The organism is Streptomyces sp. NPDC097129 (assembly GCF_055668065.1).
The window spans coordinates 274,148-290,891 of the sequence record NZ_JBVOQE010000004.1 but is presented as its reverse complement, the minus strand read 5'-3'; the positions used below and the strand labels follow the sequence as shown (position 1 = coordinate 290,891).

The following is a 16,744-nucleotide window of genomic DNA, read 5'->3' as shown; positions in this document are numbered from 1 at the left end:
CGGCTACTTCAGGGTCACAAAGTCTCCGGGCGACACGGCGAGCATGGTGGCCGACGTGCCGGGGTAGTACCAGCGCCAGTCGCCGGCCGCGGAGGCGGTGACGGTGGTGCTGAGCCGGCCGGTGCTGCCCGTCGTCACGGTCCTGACCGTGGTGTAGCGGGTGGTGCCGGCCTTGCGGAACTGGAGCTGGACCTGCTGCCCGGCGTAGCCCTGGTACTTCAGGCTCTCCCAGTTCGCCCGGCTGAGCGTGCCGGTGACGGTCAGCCTGCCGCCCTTGCGCACAGGCTCGGGCGCGGCGTCGGCCGTGAGCGTCGTGGCCCGCTTGACGGAGTAGCGGGCGATGTTCTGGGAGATCCAGTAGTCGCCGTCGTTGGCGTTGACGGTGGCATTGACCTGCCAGAGGCCGGCGACGCGGTTGGTGTCGATGTCGTCGCCGGCCGGCATCCAGGAGGGGGTGGCCTTCATGGTGGCCGTGCACACCGAGGTGGTCGCCGACTTCTTCGCGCAGGTCGTGCCGTACCACTCGATGAAGCCGTAGGCGTTCGACACGTTCATCGTGCTGACGCGGCTGACGCCCTTCACCCCGGAGTTGTCCCGGACGGTGAGGACGACCGGGAACGTGATCTCCTTCGCGGTCCCGACGCCCACGGGGTGACCGCCGTTGACGACGGCCCCCACCACCCGGATGTCTCCCCGCCCCTCGGCGTGGGCGCCGGTCGCGGTGAGCAGCACGAGGGCCGCGGCGCCGCTCGCCGTGGCCCAGGCCGCTCTTCGCCGGATGCCGTTGCTCATGTTTCCCTCCCCTGCGCTCGATCACCGTGATCGACTGCGTGAGCGGGAGGTTACACGCGGGGTCGGACAGTGCGGTGTGCCTGGAGGCGCGGGGTGGTCCGGCGGGGGGTCTGCCCGCGGGGAGCGGGGCTCGCGGCCTCCTTGATCTGCCGGTCCATGCGGCGGTCGCGCAGGACGCCGAGCGCGGACGGCAGGATCAGCAGGACCAGGATCCCGAGGGTGAAGAGCATTCCGATCAGGCCTTCGATCTGGTTTCCGTTCATGGACACCACTCTCGCGCGGGACGCTCCTTACGGTGAGTGGCAGCACTGCCGCAGACCCTCGAATTACTGCCACCGGTGAGGCACACTGGCGGCATGCTGAAGAACGTGGCCGCGGTCCTGCTCGACGGAGCGCACCCCTTCGAACTCGGCGTCGTGTGCGAGATCTTCGGGCTCGACCGCAGCGACGACGGACTGCCCGTGTACGACTTCGCGGTCGTCTCCGCCGAGGGCCCGACGCTGGGCACGCACGTCGGCGGGCTGACCATGTCCACGCCGTACGGCCTAGACCGGCTGGAGGAGGCCGATCTGATCGCCGTCCCGGCCGGCGACGACTTCACGCACCGCATCTATCCGCCGGCGCTGCTGGACGCCCTGGTCCGGGCGGTGGAGCGCGGGTCGCGGGTGCTGAGCGTGTGTTCCGGCGTGTTCGTGCTGGGCGCCGCCGGACTGCTGCACGGGCGGCGCTGCACGGTGCACTGGCACCACGCCGAGGAGCTGCGCCGGCAGTACCCGCGGGCGGTCGTCGAACCGGACGTGCTCTACGTCGACGAGGACCCGGTGATCACCTCGGCCGGCACCGCCGCCGGCATCGACGCCTGTCTGCACCTGGTGCGCAAGGAGCAGGGGCCGGAGGTGGCCAACAAGATCGCCCGGCGCATGGTCGTGCCGCCGCACCGGGACGGCGGGCAGGCGCAGTACATCGAGCGCCCGCTGCCCGCGAACTCCTGCGACACGGTCGGCGAGGTGCTGGCGTGGATGGAGCAGCACCTCGATCAGGAGGTGACCGTCGAACAGCTCGCCGCGCGGGCCCACATGGCGCCGCGGACCTTCGCCCGGCGCTTCCAGCAGGAGACCGGCACGACGCCGTACCGGTGGATCCTGCGCCAGCGGGTGCTGCTGGCGCAGCGGCTGCTGGAGGCGACGGACGAGACGATGGACGCGATCGCCTGGCGTACCGGGTTCGGTACGGCGGCGGCGCTGCGGCACCAGTTCACGCGGGCGCTGGGGACCACCCCGAACGCCTACCGCCGTGCCTTCCGCGGCCCGCAGGCCGCCTGAACGCTCAGCGCGGCACCGCCCGTACCAGCAGCCGGTGCGGGCGCAGGGTGATGCCGACCCGGACGGCGTCGTTCGAGCCGGGCACCTGCTCGAAGCGGTACCGCGCGGCGAGCGCGGCGGTGACGAGCGTCAGCTGTGCCATCGAGAAGTGGTCGCTGGGGCACTTGCGGTTGCCGGTGCTGAACGGGCTCATGGCGTGTTTCGGCACGTCCTTGGCCCGCTCCGGAAGCCAGCGGTCCGGGTCGAACTCCAGGTTGCGGGCGTACGACTTCGGGTCGCGCTGGATCGCGTACGGGCTGTAGATGATGTCGGACCCGGCCGGAATGCGATAGCCACCGAGTTCGGTGTCGACGACCGCCCGCCGGGTCAATATCCATACAGCCGGCCGCAAACGCATGGCCTCGATGACGACATTGTTGGTGTGCCGCAGCGAGCGCACGTCCTCGAATGCGACGGGCCGCCCGCCGGTGACGGATTCGACTTCGTCGCGCACCTTGTCGGCGTGTTCGGGGTGCTCGGCAAGTGCCTGAAGCAACCACATGATGGTGGATGCCACTGTTTCGCTGCCGGGGGTCAGGATGGCGACCACCTGGTCGTGGATCTCCTGCTCCCCGATGGGCTCGCCGCTTTCGTCCTTCGCTTCCAGCAATGCCGTCAGCAAATCGTCCGGCTTTTGACCAGATGCGCGTCGCTCGGCGATGATCTCGTCGACGAGGAGATGCAAATCGGCCAGCGCCCGATTGAATTCGCGGTTGCCCGGCGTCGGCAGCCGGTACAGCGGTCCGAGCGGGACCACCATCCGCCGGTACATACCGCGGAAGACGACCGCGAGGGCCGTGCACAGCCGCTCGGCGCGCTCGTCCATGTAGTCGCCGCGCAGCAGGCAGCGGGCGGCGATGCGCACCGCGACACGGAAGGACTCGCCGGTGCAGTCGAGGGTCCCGGCGCCCCGCCAGCGCTCGACGAGCGCGTGCGCCTCCTCCTCCATGATCGGCCCGTACGCGGGGATCGCGTCGAGCCGGAACGCGGGCTGGATGGTGCGCCGCTGGCGGCGGTGCAGCGGGCCGTTGGCCGTGGCCACGCCCTCCTTGCCGAGCAGCCCCTCCAGGGACTCCCACAGGGGGCCGGCGATGTGGTAGTCGGGGCTGAGGGCGAGGGCGCCGGTCAGTTCCGGGGTGGTGACGGCGTAGAGCGTCTTGGGGCCGAGCCTGAGGCGGACGACGTCGCCGTGCTCGCGCAGGGCGGACATGAACCGCAGCGGGTCGCGCGCCAGCTTCCAGCCGTGGCCGAGGAGGGGCACACCGCCGCCCGCGATCGGGGGCTCGCGCAGTTCCGGGGCCGTGGGCACCGGGGGCTTCACGGACTCGACGGTCATTTCTCACCTGCCGCTTCGTTGTTGACGTACGGGGGCGTGGACCGGTCGTCCCAGCTGTCGACCATGTACCGGCCGGACTCGTGGTGGAACCAGTAGACGGAACTGAACCAGTTCCGCATGTTCGCGACACAGGCCCGTACGGCGGCGCTCAGTTCTTTTCCGCGCACTGTTCCGTCGTCGAGTCCGTCGGCGAACCGTAAAGCATCCTGTTCCGCGTCGAGGAATTGCGTGATGCATTCATCCACGCGACGCCGGACTTCGCGTACCGCTTCTTCCAGAGTCAGCCCCTCATGGGTGATGAGACTGATTCCGAGATTGTGCACCTCGTCGCCGGCTATTTCTTTCGGCAGCGAACACAGGTCGTTGTACCAGGCGGCGAATTCCTGGCTCAGCAGGGCCGGGCGCCGGTATGCCGGGTTCTTTCGCACGGCGTCCGGGAGTTCACAGCCGGCGCTGGGTTCGAGCAGGTCGGTCCAGATCCAGTGCGCGAAGGTGAGCCGGCGCAGGGCCAGGTATTCCGCGACCGTCGGGACGATCCCCTCGGTGCGGTTGCGGAACTCCCGGTCGTAGGCCTCGATCACCGTGTGGAAGTGCCGGGCGAAGCGCGCGTTCCAGCCGCCCGGCAGGAAGGAGTACAGCCGCCCCACGCTGTCCGCCAGCCCCGCGACCAGCGGATCCTCGTGGCGCAGATGGTCCTGGGGCGCGTCCAGCGCGGCGTGCAGCAGGCTCTTCAGGCGGCGCCAGGCGACCGGCCTGCGATGCACGATGTCCCGGTCGTGACGGTCGTCCCAGACGAAGAACCAGGCGCTGTAGTCGGCGATGGCCTGAAGGACCTCGTCGGGGGCGCCCAGGTAGTAGCCCGCCATGAGGTCGGTGTAGCACAGGCCGTCGGCATATTCCTCGACCTTGTCCGCCGGCATGAGCCGCATTTCCAGCAACCAGCTCCGGGTCTTCTCCTGGAGCTTCGGCCAATACGGGTGCAACCGCCGGGGAAACGCCGCCTCGATCACCGGAAGAGTAAGCGACGGTGGCACCATCACCGCCTTCGGCGCCCCACCGGTGCCGCGTGTGGTGCTGTATGGGAGAGCATGCACGAACTACCCCTCTCAGCCGCCGTTCGCGCACACCCCTCCTGTCGAACCGGGCGTGCGCCGTCGCGTATCCCCGCACTCTCCATTCAGCACCACAACTGACCGTTCTGGGAACGGATTTGCTTCATTCACTACCCCAACGTGCCGAGAATCTCCCCCTATGTGACTGCTTATCGATCAAGAGATGTGCTCAGGGGATCGAACGTGCGACGGACAGACGAACGGCGCCTGTTCGGGCGGTGCGGCCCGGACAGACGCCGTTCGTGGGGCTGGTGTGCCGCCTCAGTCGTTCGCGACGACCGGGTAGCGCGGCTCGTTCTCGGCCATCTGCCGCAGCACGTCCTTGCGTTCACGCTTGGAGAGCCGGTCGATGTACAGGTAGCCGTACAGGTGGTCGGTCTCGTGCTGCAAACACCGCGCGAAGTAGCCGGTGCCGCGCACCTTGACCGGGTTGCCCCGCTCGTCCTGCCCGGTGACCTCGGCGTAGTCGGGGCGGGCGAGCGGCGCGTACGCCGTCGGCACGGACAGGCAGCCCTCGTTGCTGTCGTCCAGGCTGCGCCGGTCGGCGGGCAGCTCGACCAGCTTGGGGTTGCAGACCACACCGACGTGCCGGGCGCCGCTGTCGTCCTGGCAGTCGTAGACGAAGACCTTCAGATCGACGCCGATCTGGTTGGCGGCCAGGCCCACGCCCTCGGCGGTGCGCTGCGAGGCGAACATGTCCGCGACCAGCTGCTGGAGCTCGTCACCGAAGTCGGTGACGTCCTTGCACTCCTTGTGCAGCACCGGATTGCCGACGACCGTGATCGGCCGCGAGGTGCCGCGCTCACGCCAGGCGCTCTCGCGCTCCTCGCAGTCCTCCGTGTCGACGACGAACCCCTCGTCGTCGACGGGGAGCACGCCCGCGTGCTGCTGATCGGTGTCCTGCTGCGCCATGACCGACGTAAGCCTTCCTCAACAAAAACAGGGAGTGATGCTTGATACAGGGTACGGGGACGCGCCCCGGAAGGGGCGCGGGGCGGTGTCCGATCTGCGGCTCCGCCGCGCGGGCGCGACCAGCCACCACGGCGCCGCAGCCGGACGCGGCCTAACAGACCTCCTCGAGATCCCGCCAATCACGGGAATCCGGACTGTCGGCAACCCATCCGTCCAAGAGCCCCCGTACCAAGGAAGCCGGCGCAGCCACCCCGCACTCCCGCTCCGGCACCCACAGCTGCCCGTCCGTGCGGTGGCCGAGCGGACCGGGGTGACCCGGCTCGCTGTGGTCGTGGGGATCGAGGTGCACACCGTCACCCTCGTCCGACGGCATCCGCGACTCCGAGCACGTCCGGCACAGCAGCCGCACCGACGACGACCAGTCCTCCGCCGCGAACCCGGCGTCCGCGGCGAGCTGCTCCAGCGCGTCCCGGTCGGCCTCGGTCGCCGCCTCGATCAGCACGACCCAGGTCGGAACCGGCGAGGGCGCCCACAGCTCGATCTCGTCGAACACCGGGAAGGCGTGCCCGGTGGAGGTGGTCCGTTCCCCGTGCGGAACGCCGTCGTGCAGCACGACCTCGCCCCAGCGCCGCCCGGACGACGGCAGCGGGATGGACAGCACCTCCATCCGCGCCGGGTCCAGCCGCCGACCCCACACCACCTCGGCCTCGCCCTCGGGAGACAGCCGTACGGCCGCACTGCCCAGGTCCATGCCGACGGGCTCGCCCGCGGCGGTGGCGCCACCGGGCACGTGCAGGCCGTAGGCCTGCCAGGCACGGCGGGCCAGCGGCCAGTCCTGCAGCGCGGTGGCGGCGATGCCGACGTTCCACCAGTCGGGCGCGCCGGTCTCCTTCTCCAGCAGCGCCACGGCGCGCAGGCCCGCGGCCCGCGCCTGCTCCCAGTCGTGCCGGAACTTGTGCAGCAGGGCGAGGTTGAACCAGGACTCGGCCAGCCAGGGCTCCAGATCCGCCGCGCGTGTCAGCAGCGCGCCCGCGTCCTCGTACCGGCCGTCGCCGATCAGGGTGAACGCGCGGTCCGTGGCCTGCCGCCAGGAGGCGGAGGGCCGGTGCCGTCCCTTGCCGAAGATCCTCACGATTCCCGCCTGCCAGTTCCAGTTCCGGAAAGTGGGCTGGCTCACGCCCCCGGACACCCTCTCCCTGGCATCCAACCACGTACGCCGGGAGAGGCGCTCATTACCCATGGGTTACCCAGCTCGGGGACGGGTCAGACTGCTGCCGGGACAACACCCGGGCCAGCGCTTCGACCACGTCCGGCGCGTAGTCCCCGGCCGTGCCGAGCCGAAGCTCCTCCAGCGCGGCCAGCGCCCCGCCCGGCCCGGCGCCCCGCGCCTTCTCCTCGTAGTCGTTGACCGCCCGCACGATCCGTGCGGCGAGCGGCTGCTCCCGGCAGGGGTCGGCCTGCCGCTCCACGACCGTGGCCACCTGCCGGCTCACCCCGGTCTGCCGTACGACCGCCCCGCCCAGCAGCGCGATCCGCCGCTGCTCCTCGGCCGGGAGGCAGGCGGTGGCCCCGTCCGGCACCGGGTCGAGAAGGCTCAGCTGCCCGATGTCGTGCATGAGCGCCGCGTACTCCAGCACCGTCAGCTCCGGCTCGCTCAGCCCGAGGTCCCGTCCGACCGCCTGGCTGAGCGCGGCGACCCGGCGGGCGTGCCCGGCGGGGGTGTACCCGGCGATCTCGGTGGCCCGGGCCAGGGAGGCGATGGTCTGCCGGTAGGTGGCGCGCACGGCCGCGTACCGGCGGAAGGCCAGCTGGGTCAGCAGCAGCGGCAGACAGAACACCGGCAGCGCCCACAGGCCCGCGACCGCCACCGCCAGCGCCATCACCGCCCCGGTGGCGCACACCGCCGACCCGACGCCGGGCAGCGCCCGCAACTGGTCGCGCAGCAGCGGCCCGAACGGCCAGCGGGTACGCGCGTGGGCCAGGGCGGCGGCGAGCACCGCGTCACACAGGGCGGTCAGCGCCAGCAGGGCGAGCAGCAGCAGGGCGTAGGCGGGGCCGATCCAGGCGTCGAAGACGCCCCGGTTGTACAGCGGCTGGAAACAGGCGGCGGCGAAGCCGGCGGTCAGCGTGCGCCGGGCCAGGTCGTCGAGCGACGGCCCGCGCCCGCACGCGATGTGCGGCACCCCGCCGAGCAGGGCGGCCGCGCAGACGACGGCGACGACCTGGGCGACCCCGTGCCCGGTCGGCCGCCCGGCGCACTGCCCGAGCAGGGCGTACGAGAGGGCGCCGGCGGCGCCGAGCGGCGCGGGCTCGCGAAGGTGCGGGCCGCTCCAGCGGGTGAGTTCGCCGACGGCGACGAGTGCGCCGAAGGCGAGCGCGACGGACCGGTCGGCGAGGCCGGCGTGCAGTGTGCCGACGAGACAGACCAGCGCCAGCACCCCGGCACCGCCGTGCACGCAGACCGACGTCGCCGCGGACAGCCGCCCGCTCACCGGCGCGCCCCCGCCCGGCAGCCCCGCCGGACCACCGGCCCCGCCCAGCCCGGGCTCCACGGGCCGGCCGGCTTCACCGCTGTACCCGCGACCCCCCTCACCGGTGCACCCCCGACCGGGCTCACCGGTGCACCCCCGACCGGCCCGGCGCGGAACGCGGCACCGGCAGCTCGCCCCGGTCGGCGCCGGTGTCCTCGGCCGTGACGGTCGGGTGCCAGCCCTGGCGGGCCACCGCCTGCACCAGGGCCTCGACCATGTGCGGGTCGAAGTGGCTGCCCGCGCACCGGCGCAGCTCCGCCAGCGCCGCCGGGACCGGCCGGGCCCTGCTGTAGGAGCGGGTCGACGTCATCGCGTCGAACGCGTCGGCGACCGCCACCACGCGGGCGGGCTCGGGGATCTGGCCGCCGCTGAGGCCGTAGGGATAGCCGCTGCCGTCGAGGCGTTCGTGGTGGTGCAGGACGGCCGAGCGGGCCTCGCCGAGGAAGGAGATGCCGCGCACGATGTCGTGGCCGTACTCGGGGTGCAGTTCGATGATCCGGCGTTCCTCGGGGGTGAGCGGGCCGTCCTTGCGCAGCAGGCGGGTGGGGACGCCGAGTTTGCCGACGTCGTGCAGGATGCCGGCGAAGCGCAGCACCTCCACGCGTTCGTCGCTCATGCCCAGCTCGCGGGCGATCATCATCGACGCCTGGCCGACGCGCTCGCTGTGGCCGCGGGTGTAGCCGTCCTTGATGTCCACGGCCTGCACCAGCGCGCGGATCGTGGCCTGGTGGGCGGCGCGCTGCCGGTGGTACTGCGCGAAGACCCACCACGACACGCCCATCGGCAGCAGGACGAGGAGGGCGGCGACCGGGCCGTAGGGGCTGCGCCAGAGCACGGCCGTCATCAGACCGGCGAGCCCGTGCACGGCGAGCGGGCCGAGGGAGCGCAGGAACAGGCCGTGCCAGGCGCGGCGCGGCGGCCTGCGTTCGGCGAGGGCGCGGATGCCGCCGTCGAGCGCGACGAGGACCAGGCAGAAGGCGAGCACGGCCGCGCCTGCGGGCAGCAGCACGTAGGGGAAGTGGCAGGCGGCGACGGCGTCGCGGCCGCCGAGGGCGCCGTGCACCCGGGCCGCCGCCCACGCGCCGACGGCGAGCTGGGCGGCGCGCCAGAGCCGGCGCAGCAGCACGGGGCGCTGCTCGACCGGTGCGAGCAGGGCGCCGGGCAGGGGCACGAGCGCCGCGGCGGCCGGCGGCAGCAGGAGGGCCCCGGCGAGCAGGATCGGGTAGAACGTTCCGGCGAAGCGGCGGCGGGCGACGCGCTCCCCGACGGCGTACACCGCCGCGAGCAGGGCGATCGCCGGCCAGGGCGCCGTCAGGGGCGACAGGGGATGCAGGCACAGCAGCGCGCAGGCGACGACAACGGCCACGTACACGCGCGCCCGTGCCGGAACCGTCTCCATGAACGCCCTCCCCCCGACCGTCCTCCGCCAGACTTCGGAGCCTAGGGCGGGGTCAGGGGGCTCCGCGGGCGTATGACCCGCGGATTAGCACATTCGGGTGACGGCAGGCGGGTCAGGACTCCTGCGGGGTGACCGTGACGTCGTGCTCGGGCACGGCCTGTCCGGAGCGGATCAGGTCGAGCCGGCCGAGGACCTTGGCGCGCAGGTCGGTCGGTACGTCGTCATGGCCGCAGCACCGCTTGACCAGCTTCTTCACGGCCTGCTCGAGGCCGTACTTCTCCAGGCACGGCGAGCACTCCTTGAAGTGCTGCTTGAACTTGTCGCGATCGACGTCCGGCATCTCACTGTCGAGGAACTCGTACAGGTGGTCCAGGACCTCACTGCAGTCCGTCTCATGCGGCTCTCCGCAGCTCATGAGCCCGAGCCTTTCGCTTCGTTCGACTCTCCGGCGCCGGCCGGAACCAGTCCGCGCTCGCGGGCGTAGTCCTCGAGCATGCCCCGCAGTTGACGGCGGCCCCGGTGCAGCCGGGACATCACCGTACCGATGGGTGTCCCCATGATGTCCGCGATCTCCTTGTACGCAAAGCCCTCGACGTCCGCCAGATAGACGGCGATGCGGAACTCCTCGGGGATCGCCTGCAACGCTTCCTTGACGTCCGAGTCGGGCAGGTGGTCGAGCGCCTGCGACTCGGCGGAGCGCAGACCCGTCGACATGTGCGACTCGGCACGGGCGAGCTGCCAGTCCTCGATCTCCTCCGCGGCGGAGCGCTGGGGCTCACGCTGCTTCTTGCGGTAGGAGTTGATGAAGGTGTTGGTGAGGATCCGGTACAGCCACGCCTTGAGGTTGGTGCCCTCGCGGAACTGGTGGAAGGACGCGTACGCCTTGGCATACGTCTCCTGCACCAGGTCCTCGGCGTCGGCCGGGTTGCGCGTCATGCGCAGCGCGGCCGAGTACATCTGGTCGAGGAATTCGAGGGCGTCACGCTCGAAGCGCGCCGTGCGCTCCGCGGTCGTCTCCGTGCTCGCGTCCGCGCCGGCGCCCTGGCCCTCGGGCAGCCCCGTCTGGCCGTTGTCGGTCCCTGCGTCGGTACCGGGAACCGGACCCACCTCCTCAAACGTCGTCGGGCGGCCGAAACCGGTCCCACCCGAATCGGAGGATAGACGACGACCCGTGCCTGCCGCCGCTCGAATAGGAGCGGTCTTGGCCGCGTGCAGCACCGTCCAGTCCAGGTCGGCGCGGCTGCTGCGGCTCGGGCAAAAGGTCGAACCCATGCGGCGGACTTCCTCTCCTACGGCGTCGGTGTTGGTTCCCCAGCACTTCTGTCCGCCTCAACAGCGACCGTCCGCCCGTCATTCCCGACCGTTTCAGGCCAGTGACGCGCTCCACCTCACGACACCGTCGGTGATGATCTCCAGCGCCTGCTCCTGGGTGATCTCCGCCCGCTTGGGCACCGAGAGCCCGTGATCACCAAAGGGCACCTCGATCAGGTCGTACGACCCGTCCGGGAACTCCTCCGGCCTGCCGAACGGGTCGTTGCCGCCCTGCACGACCAGCGTGGGCATCTGGGCCCCGAGCAGTTCGGCGGCGCGGGACTTCTCCGGCCTGCCCGGCGGGTGCAGCGGGAAGCTCAGCGCGAGCACGGCGTGCGCGCCCAGCTCGGCGGCGGTACGGCAGGCCACGCGCGCCCCCGCGCTGCGGCCGCCGGAGATCACGGGCAGGCCGGGCGCGCACAGCGCCGGCCACAGGCCGCGCCAGCCGGTGTCCAGCGTCTTCGGCGCGGGCGCGACCTTCTTGCCGGCCACCCGCCAGGGCTGCTCGACGAGCGCGACGCTCACCCCGTGCCCGGGCAGCACCCGGGCGAGCGCCTGGAGGTCGCGCGCCTCGATGCCACCGCCGGCGCCGTGGCCGGCGGCCAGGACCAGCCGGGCCTTCTTCGCCGCGTGCCAGGTGATGCGGGCGTCCCCCGCTTCGGTGCTGATGATCTCGGTCGTCACGTCAGAAGAGTGTGCCCTCTTCCGGCGCCGCCAGCTCCTTCAGCAGCTCCTCGCCGTTGTTGCGGACGTTGCTCACGGCCGTGGAGACCGGGTAGGCGCGCATGAGCCCGGCGGGCGGCGGCGCGAGCAGCTCGCGGAGCTCGTCGGGGTCGGTGCGGGCGGGATCCAGCCAGGCGTCCCAGCGGTCCGGGGTGAGCATCAGCGGCATCCGGGGGTGGATGTCGGCGAGCGTGCCGGGGCCCTCGGCGGGAGCGACGGCGAGCGGGGTCTGCTCGGCCTCGGTGGTGATCACCGAGCAGGTCGCCCACCAGGCCTGCGGGTGGTCGTCGGGCAGCGTGCGGTCCCGCCAGAACTCGTACAGCCCGGCCATGGCGAACACCGACCCGTCGGCCGGGAGCACGAAGTACGGCTGCTTGCGCGGCCGCTTCCGCTTCCCCTCGGCCTCCAGCTCCCGCTCCTGCTCACCGGTGACCCACTCGTAGTAGCCGTCGGCGGGCACGATGCAGCGGCGAGAGGTGAAGGCGCGGCGGAAGGACGGCTTCTCGTGGACGGTCTCGGCCCGCGCGTTGATCATGCGGGCGCCGCCCTCCGGCGTCTTCGCCCAGGACGGCACGAGCCCCCACTTCAGCTTCCGCAGCTGCCGAACCGGACGCGGGTCCGGGACGTCTTTGAGGGGGCGGTCCAGGACGGCGTACACCTCTTTGGTCGGGGCCACGTTGTAGTCGGGCGCGAGGGTCTCCTCGGGCTCCCACTTCTCGATCTCAAAGACTCCTGCGAGATCCTCGGGCCTACGACTCGATGCAAACCGTCCGCACATGCGTGCCAGCCTGCCAGACTCCGTACGACCAGAGGGAGCCACTTCTCCACATGGACCACCTCGCCGCCACCGCGCTGCCCGACCTCTGGGACCGGCTCACCGGCACCCAGCCCGACCCGGACCTGTGGGTGGTGCTGGCCACGGCGGTGGCGGCGCTGGCCGTCGTCGTCCCGCACACCCCGTGGCGGATATCCCGCAACGCCATCACCATCGCCCACGAGGGCGGCCACGGCCTGATCGCGCTGCTCACCGGCCGGCAGCTCACCGGCATCCGGCTGCACTCCGACACCAGCGGGCTGACGGTGAGCCGCGGCAAGCCGTACGGCCTCGGCATGATCCTCACCGCGTCCGCCGGGTACACCGCTCCGCCGCTGCTCGGCCTCGGCGGCGCGGCCCTGCTCGCCACGGGCCGGATCACGCTGCTGCTGTGGGTGGCCACCGCGCTGCTGGTGGCGATGCTGGTGATGATCCGCAATGCGTACGGCGCGTTGACGGTCCTCCTTACGGGTGGCACGTTCGTGCTCGTCTCCTGGCTCACGGGACCCCAGGTGCAGGCGGCGTTCGCGTACGCGGTGGTGTGGTTCCTGCTGCTGGGCGGTGTGCGCCCCGCCTTCGAGCTGCAGGCGAAGCGGGTCCGGTCAGGCGCCGGGGACTCGGACGCGGACCAGCTCGCCCGGCTGACGCATGCCCCGGCGGGGCTGTGGCTGTTCCTGTTCCACGCGGTGTCGCTGTGTTCCCTGATCGGCGGGGGGCGCTGGTTGCTGGGGCTGTGACCCCGGGGGCGACGGCCGACGGGTGCGCGGTGCACGGTCGGAGCTCTGGCGACGCCCTCCCCCTCGGGCTCCTTATAAAGTGGCCCCATGGCCCCGAACCCCGCACACACCGCCCTCTGGCCCGCCCCGCACGCGAGCGGAGCCGTCGACGCGACGGTCCACGTGCCCGGGTCCAAGTCGGTCACCAACCGTGCCCTGGTGCTCGCCGCCCTCGCCTCCGAGCCGGGCTGGGTGCGCCGCCCGCTGCGTTCGCGCGACACCCTGCTGATGGCCGGGGCCCTGCGCACGATGGGCGTGGAGATCGAGGAAGGCGTCGGCCCGGACGGCACCGGTGAGGCCTGGCGGGTGCTGCCCACCGGGCTGCGCGGCCCGGCCACGGTCGACGTCGGCAACGCCGGCACGGTGATGCGGTTCCTGCCTCCGGTGGCCGCGCTCGCCGACGGCCCCATCCGCTTCGACGGCGACCCGCGCTCGTACGAGCGGCCGCTGCACGGTGTCATCGACGCGCTGCGCGTACTCGGCGCGCGGATCGACGACGACGGCCGGGGCGCGCTGCCGATGACCGTGCACGGCGGGGGCGCCCTGGACGGCGGCCCGGTGGAGATCGACGCGTCCTCCTCCTCTCAGTTCGTCTCGGCGCTGCTGCTGTCGGCGCCGCGCTTCAACCAGGGCGTGGAGGTCCGGCACACCGGCGCGTCCCTGCCGTCCCTGCCGCACATCCGGATGACCGTGGACATGCTGCGCGCGGTCGGCGCCCAGGTGGACACCCCGGAGTCGGGCGGCGAGCCGAACGTGTGGCGGGTGACGCCGGGTGCCCTGCTCGGCCGGGACCTGACCGTCGAGCCGGACCTGTCCAACGCGCAGCCGTTCCTGGCGGCGGCGCTGGTCACCGGCGGCCGGGTGGTCGTCCCGGACTGGCCGGAGCGCACCACCCAGCCCGGCGACCGGCTGCGGGAGATCTTCACCGAGATGGGCGGCTCCTGCGAACTGACCGACTTCGGCCTGGTCTTCACCGGTTCCGGCTCCGTGCACGGCATCGACGTCGACCTCGGCGAGGTGGGCGAGCTGACCCCCGGCATCGCCGCGGTCGCCGCGCTCGCCGACTCCCCTTCCACACTGCGCGGTGTGGCGCACCTGCGGCTGCACGAGACGGACCGGCTGGCCGCGCTGACCAAGGAGATCAACGAGCTGGGCGGTGACGTCACCGAGACCGCCGACGGGCTGCACATCCGCCCGCGCACGCTGCACGGCGGCGTCTTCCACACCTACGAGGACCACCGCATGGCGACGGCCGGTGCGATCATCGGCCTGGCCGTGCCGGGCGTGGAGATCGAGAACGTGGCGACCACGGCGAAGACCATGCCGGAATTCCCCGAACTGTGGACCGGGATGCTCGGGGCCTAGGGATTCGCCATGCGCCGCTACGGCAAGCACACCGACGAGGACGACATCCGCACCCGCCCCGGACGCCGGGGCAGCAGGCCGCGCAGCAGCATCCGGCCCAAGCACGAGGACGCCGCCGAGGGCATGGTCCTCACCGTCGACCGGGGCCGGCTGACCTGCCTCGTCGACGGCCGCACGATCATGGCGATGAAGGCCCGCGAGCTGGGCCGCAAGGCCGCCGTGGTCGGGGACCGGGTGGCGATCGTCGGCGATCTGTCCGGCGAGAAGGACACGCTCGCCCGGATCGTGCGGATCGAGGAGCGCACGTCGGTGCTGCGGCGCACGGCGGACGACGACGACCCGTTCGAGCGGGTGGTCGTCGCCAACGCCGACCAGCTGGCCGTCGTGACCGCCCTCGCCGACCCCGAACCCCGCCCGCGCCTGATCGACCGCTGCCTGGTCGCGGCGTTCGACGGCGGTCTGGAACCGCTGCTGGTGCTGACCAAGTCGGACCTGGCCCCACCGGACAAACTGCTCGAGCTCTACGGCGACCTGGACATCCCCTACGTCGTCACCAGCCGCCAGGAGCTGGAGAACGGCGAAGCGGTGGACCGGGTGCGCGCGCAGCTGGACGGGCGCATCACCGCGTTCGTCGGCCACTCGGGCGTCGGCAAGACGACGCTGGTCAACGCGCTGGTGCCGCTGGAGCGGCGGCGGCTGACGGGCCATGTGAACGCGGTGACCGGTCGCGGCCGACACACCACCACCTCGGCGCTGGCGCTGCCGCTGGGCGGCGGGGACGGCTGGGTGATCGACACCCCGGGCCTGCGTTCCTTCGGTCTGGCGCACGTCGACCCCTCCCGGGTGATCCACGCCTTCCCCGACCTGGAAGCGGGCACGGAGGGCTGCCCGCGCGCGTGCAGCCACGACGAGCCGGACTGCGCGCTCGACGCGTGGGTCGCCGAGGGCCACGCCGACCCGGCGCGGCTGTACTCGCTGCGCCGGCTGCTGTCCACGCGGGAACGCACGGAAGGCGACTGAGCCGACGGCGCAGGCTGAGCCGACCGCGCCGACGGGGAGCTGCCGCGTTGTTTGCCGGGGCTCGCGCTCGGTAAGTGCATAATCGCACCGAGCCGGAGATCCGGATCAACGGGAGGACAGCACATGGCGTGGCTGCTGGTCATAGTGGCCGGGATTCTGGAGACCGGTTTCGCCGTGTGCCTGAAGCTCTCGCACGGGTTCTCCCGGCTGTGGCCGACGATCGCGTTCGCCTGTTTCGCGCTCGGCAGCTTCGGTCTGCTGACCCTGTCGCTGAAGAAGCTCGACGTGGGTCCCGCGTACGCGGTGTGGACCGGCATCGGCGCGGCCGGCACGGCGATCTACGGCATGATCTTCCTCGGCGACCTGGTGTCCACCCTGAAGATCGTCTCGATCAGTCTGGTCATCATCGGCGTGATCGGCCTCCAGCTGTCCGGTTCCACGCACTGACGGCCGCTCATTCCAGGCAAGGCACTGACGGCCGCCCATTCCCCGCGCTGACGGCCGCCCATTCCCCGCGGTGACGGCCGCTCACGCCGGCTGCCGGGGCAGGACGGCGAGCACCAGCTCGGTGAGGCCGCCCTCGCCGGGCGGGGCGGCTATGCACGACAGCGCGAGCCGGACCGCCAGCTCACAGGAGCGGGCCAGCCCGGCCGCGTCCGTCGTGGCCGTGCCGGGGCCGTACGCCTTGGCCTTGCCGGCCGCGCCGGCTGTGGCCGTGCTGCCTGTGGCCGTGCTGCCTGTGGCCGTGCTGCCCGGCTCGGACAACAGCGCGGCGACGGCACGGTCGCGCACCTGCGCCACGAACTCGCCGGGCGAGGGCAGCGGCCCGTCGGCGCGGCGCTGCGCCGGTACGGCGGTGGTGGACGGCACCGCTTCCAGGGGCGGTGCGGGCAGCCGCTCGCTCCAGCAGCCGGTGAGCAGAGCGCGCAGCAACGGGTTGTCGCGGGCCGCCGACGCCGTCCACTCGGCGGTCGCCGCCAGCCGCTCCCGCACGTCGCCGCGCCCGGCGAGCGAGCGCTCGACGCCGGCGAGGTAGGCGTCCGCCTCCCTTCTGACGAGCGCCCGCGCGAGCCCGTCCTTGCTGCCGAACTCGTTGTACAGCGTCTGCCGGGACACGCCCGCCGCCGCGGCCACGTCCACCATCCGCACAGCCGGCCACGGCCGGCGCGCCACCGCCGCGAACGCGGCCTCCAGCAGGGATTCCCTCGCAGCAGGCATCATCGCTCCCTAGGGCGACCGACTCTGCGCCCAGGTTTGACGGGCTTGTATGCACTGTCAAGGGTGTGTACGCG

18 protein-coding genes are annotated in these 16,744 nt (G+C 72.1%); 5 read left to right on the top strand and 13 right to left on the bottom strand.

The window, feature by feature from the left end:
• Nucleotides 1-3: 3 nt before the first annotated feature.
• Nucleotides 4-792, bottom strand: coding sequence for a hypothetical protein (locus AC0B9F_RS15140; protein WP_472002609.1), 789 nt, complete (start codon nt 790-792; stop codon nt 4-6).
• Between the two features lie 50 nt (nt 793-842).
• A complete protein-coding gene (locus AC0B9F_RS15135; RefSeq protein WP_472002607.1) occupies nt 843-1,055 on the bottom strand; it encodes a hypothetical protein in 213 nt (70 codons plus the stop codon).
• 93 nt (nt 1,056-1,148) lie between these two features.
• On the opposite strand from AC0B9F_RS15135, the gene AC0B9F_RS15130 reads away from it, so the two are divergent.
• Complete coding sequence (locus AC0B9F_RS15130) at nt 1,149-2,114, top strand: GlxA family transcriptional regulator (RefSeq protein ID WP_472002605.1); 966 nt, start codon at nt 1,149-1,151, stop codon at nt 2,112-2,114.
• Between the two features lie 4 nt (nt 2,115-2,118).
• Here AC0B9F_RS15130 and AC0B9F_RS15125 read toward each other — a convergent pair whose 3' ends face one another.
• The 10 genes from AC0B9F_RS15125 to AC0B9F_RS15080 all read right to left on the bottom strand — a co-directional run bounded on the left by AC0B9F_RS15125 (nt 2,119) and on the right by AC0B9F_RS15080 (nt 12,255).
• Nucleotides 2,119-3,489, bottom strand: coding sequence for a bifunctional albaflavenone monooxygenase/terpene synthase (locus AC0B9F_RS15125; protein WP_472002603.1), 1,371 nt, complete (start codon nt 3,487-3,489; stop codon nt 2,119-2,121).
• Nucleotides 3,486-4,583, bottom strand: coding sequence for an epi-isozizaene synthase (gene cyc1 / locus AC0B9F_RS15120; RefSeq protein ID WP_472002601.1), 1,098 nt, complete (start codon nt 4,581-4,583; stop codon nt 3,486-3,488). Before cyc1 ends, AC0B9F_RS15125 begins: the two co-directional genes overlap by 4 nt.
• Before the next feature lie 279 nt (nt 4,584-4,862).
• Nucleotides 4,863-5,513 carry a peptide deformylase gene (gene def / locus AC0B9F_RS15115; RefSeq protein ID WP_472002599.1) on the bottom strand — a complete coding sequence of 217 codons (651 nt, stop codon included), beginning with the start codon at nt 5,511-5,513 and terminating at the stop codon, nt 4,863-4,865.
• A gap of 151 nt (nt 5,514-5,664) precedes the next feature.
• Nucleotides 5,665-6,645, bottom strand: coding sequence for a tetratricopeptide repeat protein (locus AC0B9F_RS15110; protein WP_472002976.1), 981 nt, complete (start codon nt 6,643-6,645; stop codon nt 5,665-5,667).
• A gap of 100 nt (nt 6,646-6,745) precedes the next feature.
• On the bottom strand, nt 6,746-8,026 hold the full coding sequence (locus tag AC0B9F_RS15105) for an HD-GYP domain-containing protein (protein WP_472002974.1): 1,281 nt from the start codon (nt 8,024-8,026) through the stop codon (nt 6,746-6,748).
• Between the two features lie 100 nt (nt 8,027-8,126).
• Nucleotides 8,127-9,443: an HD-GYP domain-containing protein gene (locus AC0B9F_RS15100; RefSeq protein ID WP_472002597.1), complete on the bottom strand. Its 1,317-nt coding sequence runs from the start codon at nt 9,441-9,443 to the stop codon at nt 8,127-8,129.
• A 112-nt stretch (nt 9,444-9,555) separates the two neighbouring features.
• Entirely contained in the window at nt 9,556-9,858 is a 303-nt protein-coding gene (gene rsrA, locus AC0B9F_RS15095) for a mycothiol system anti-sigma-R factor (RefSeq protein WP_472002595.1), read from the bottom strand.
• Entirely contained in the window at nt 9,855-10,550 is a 696-nt protein-coding gene (locus AC0B9F_RS15090; protein ID WP_361631164.1) for a sigma-70 family RNA polymerase sigma factor, read from the bottom strand. The genes rsrA and AC0B9F_RS15090 overlap by 4 nt, the downstream gene beginning before the upstream one ends.
• A 258-nt stretch (nt 10,551-10,808) precedes the next feature.
• Nucleotides 10,809-11,438 (bottom strand): alpha/beta hydrolase family protein, encoded by a 630-nt coding sequence (locus AC0B9F_RS15085; RefSeq protein ID WP_472002590.1) that lies wholly within the window; start codon nt 11,436-11,438, stop codon nt 10,809-10,811.
• A 1-nt stretch (nt 11,439) separates the two neighbouring features.
• Nucleotides 11,440-12,255, bottom strand: coding sequence for an SOS response-associated peptidase (locus tag AC0B9F_RS15080; protein WP_472002588.1), 816 nt, complete (start codon nt 12,253-12,255; stop codon nt 11,440-11,442).
• 50 nt (nt 12,256-12,305) lie between these two features.
• Between AC0B9F_RS15080 and AC0B9F_RS15075 the strand changes: the two genes are divergently transcribed.
• From AC0B9F_RS15075 to AC0B9F_RS15060, 4 genes are all read left to right on the top strand, one after another.
• A complete protein-coding gene (locus tag AC0B9F_RS15075) occupies nt 12,306-13,028 on the top strand; it encodes a M50 family metallopeptidase (RefSeq protein WP_472002586.1) in 723 nt (240 codons plus the stop codon).
• A gap of 87 nt (nt 13,029-13,115) precedes the next feature.
• Nucleotides 13,116-14,432 carry a 3-phosphoshikimate 1-carboxyvinyltransferase gene (gene aroA, locus AC0B9F_RS15070; RefSeq protein ID WP_472002584.1) on the top strand — a complete coding sequence of 439 codons (1,317 nt, stop codon included), beginning with the start codon at nt 13,116-13,118 and terminating at the stop codon, nt 14,430-14,432.
• 9 nt (nt 14,433-14,441) lie between these two features.
• Complete coding sequence (gene rsgA / locus AC0B9F_RS15065; protein WP_472002582.1) at nt 14,442-15,452, top strand: ribosome small subunit-dependent GTPase A; 1,011 nt, start codon at nt 14,442-14,444, stop codon at nt 15,450-15,452.
• Nucleotides 15,453-15,575: 123 nt separating this feature from the next.
• Complete coding sequence (locus tag AC0B9F_RS15060) at nt 15,576-15,899, top strand: DMT family transporter (RefSeq protein ID WP_472002580.1); 324 nt, start codon at nt 15,576-15,578, stop codon at nt 15,897-15,899.
• 81 nt (nt 15,900-15,980) lie between these two features.
• Here AC0B9F_RS15060 and AC0B9F_RS15055 read toward each other — a convergent pair whose 3' ends face one another.
• Entirely contained in the window at nt 15,981-16,670 is a 690-nt protein-coding gene (locus AC0B9F_RS15055; protein ID WP_472002578.1) for a TetR/AcrR family transcriptional regulator, read from the bottom strand.
• Nucleotides 16,671-16,744 lie beyond the last annotated feature (74 nt).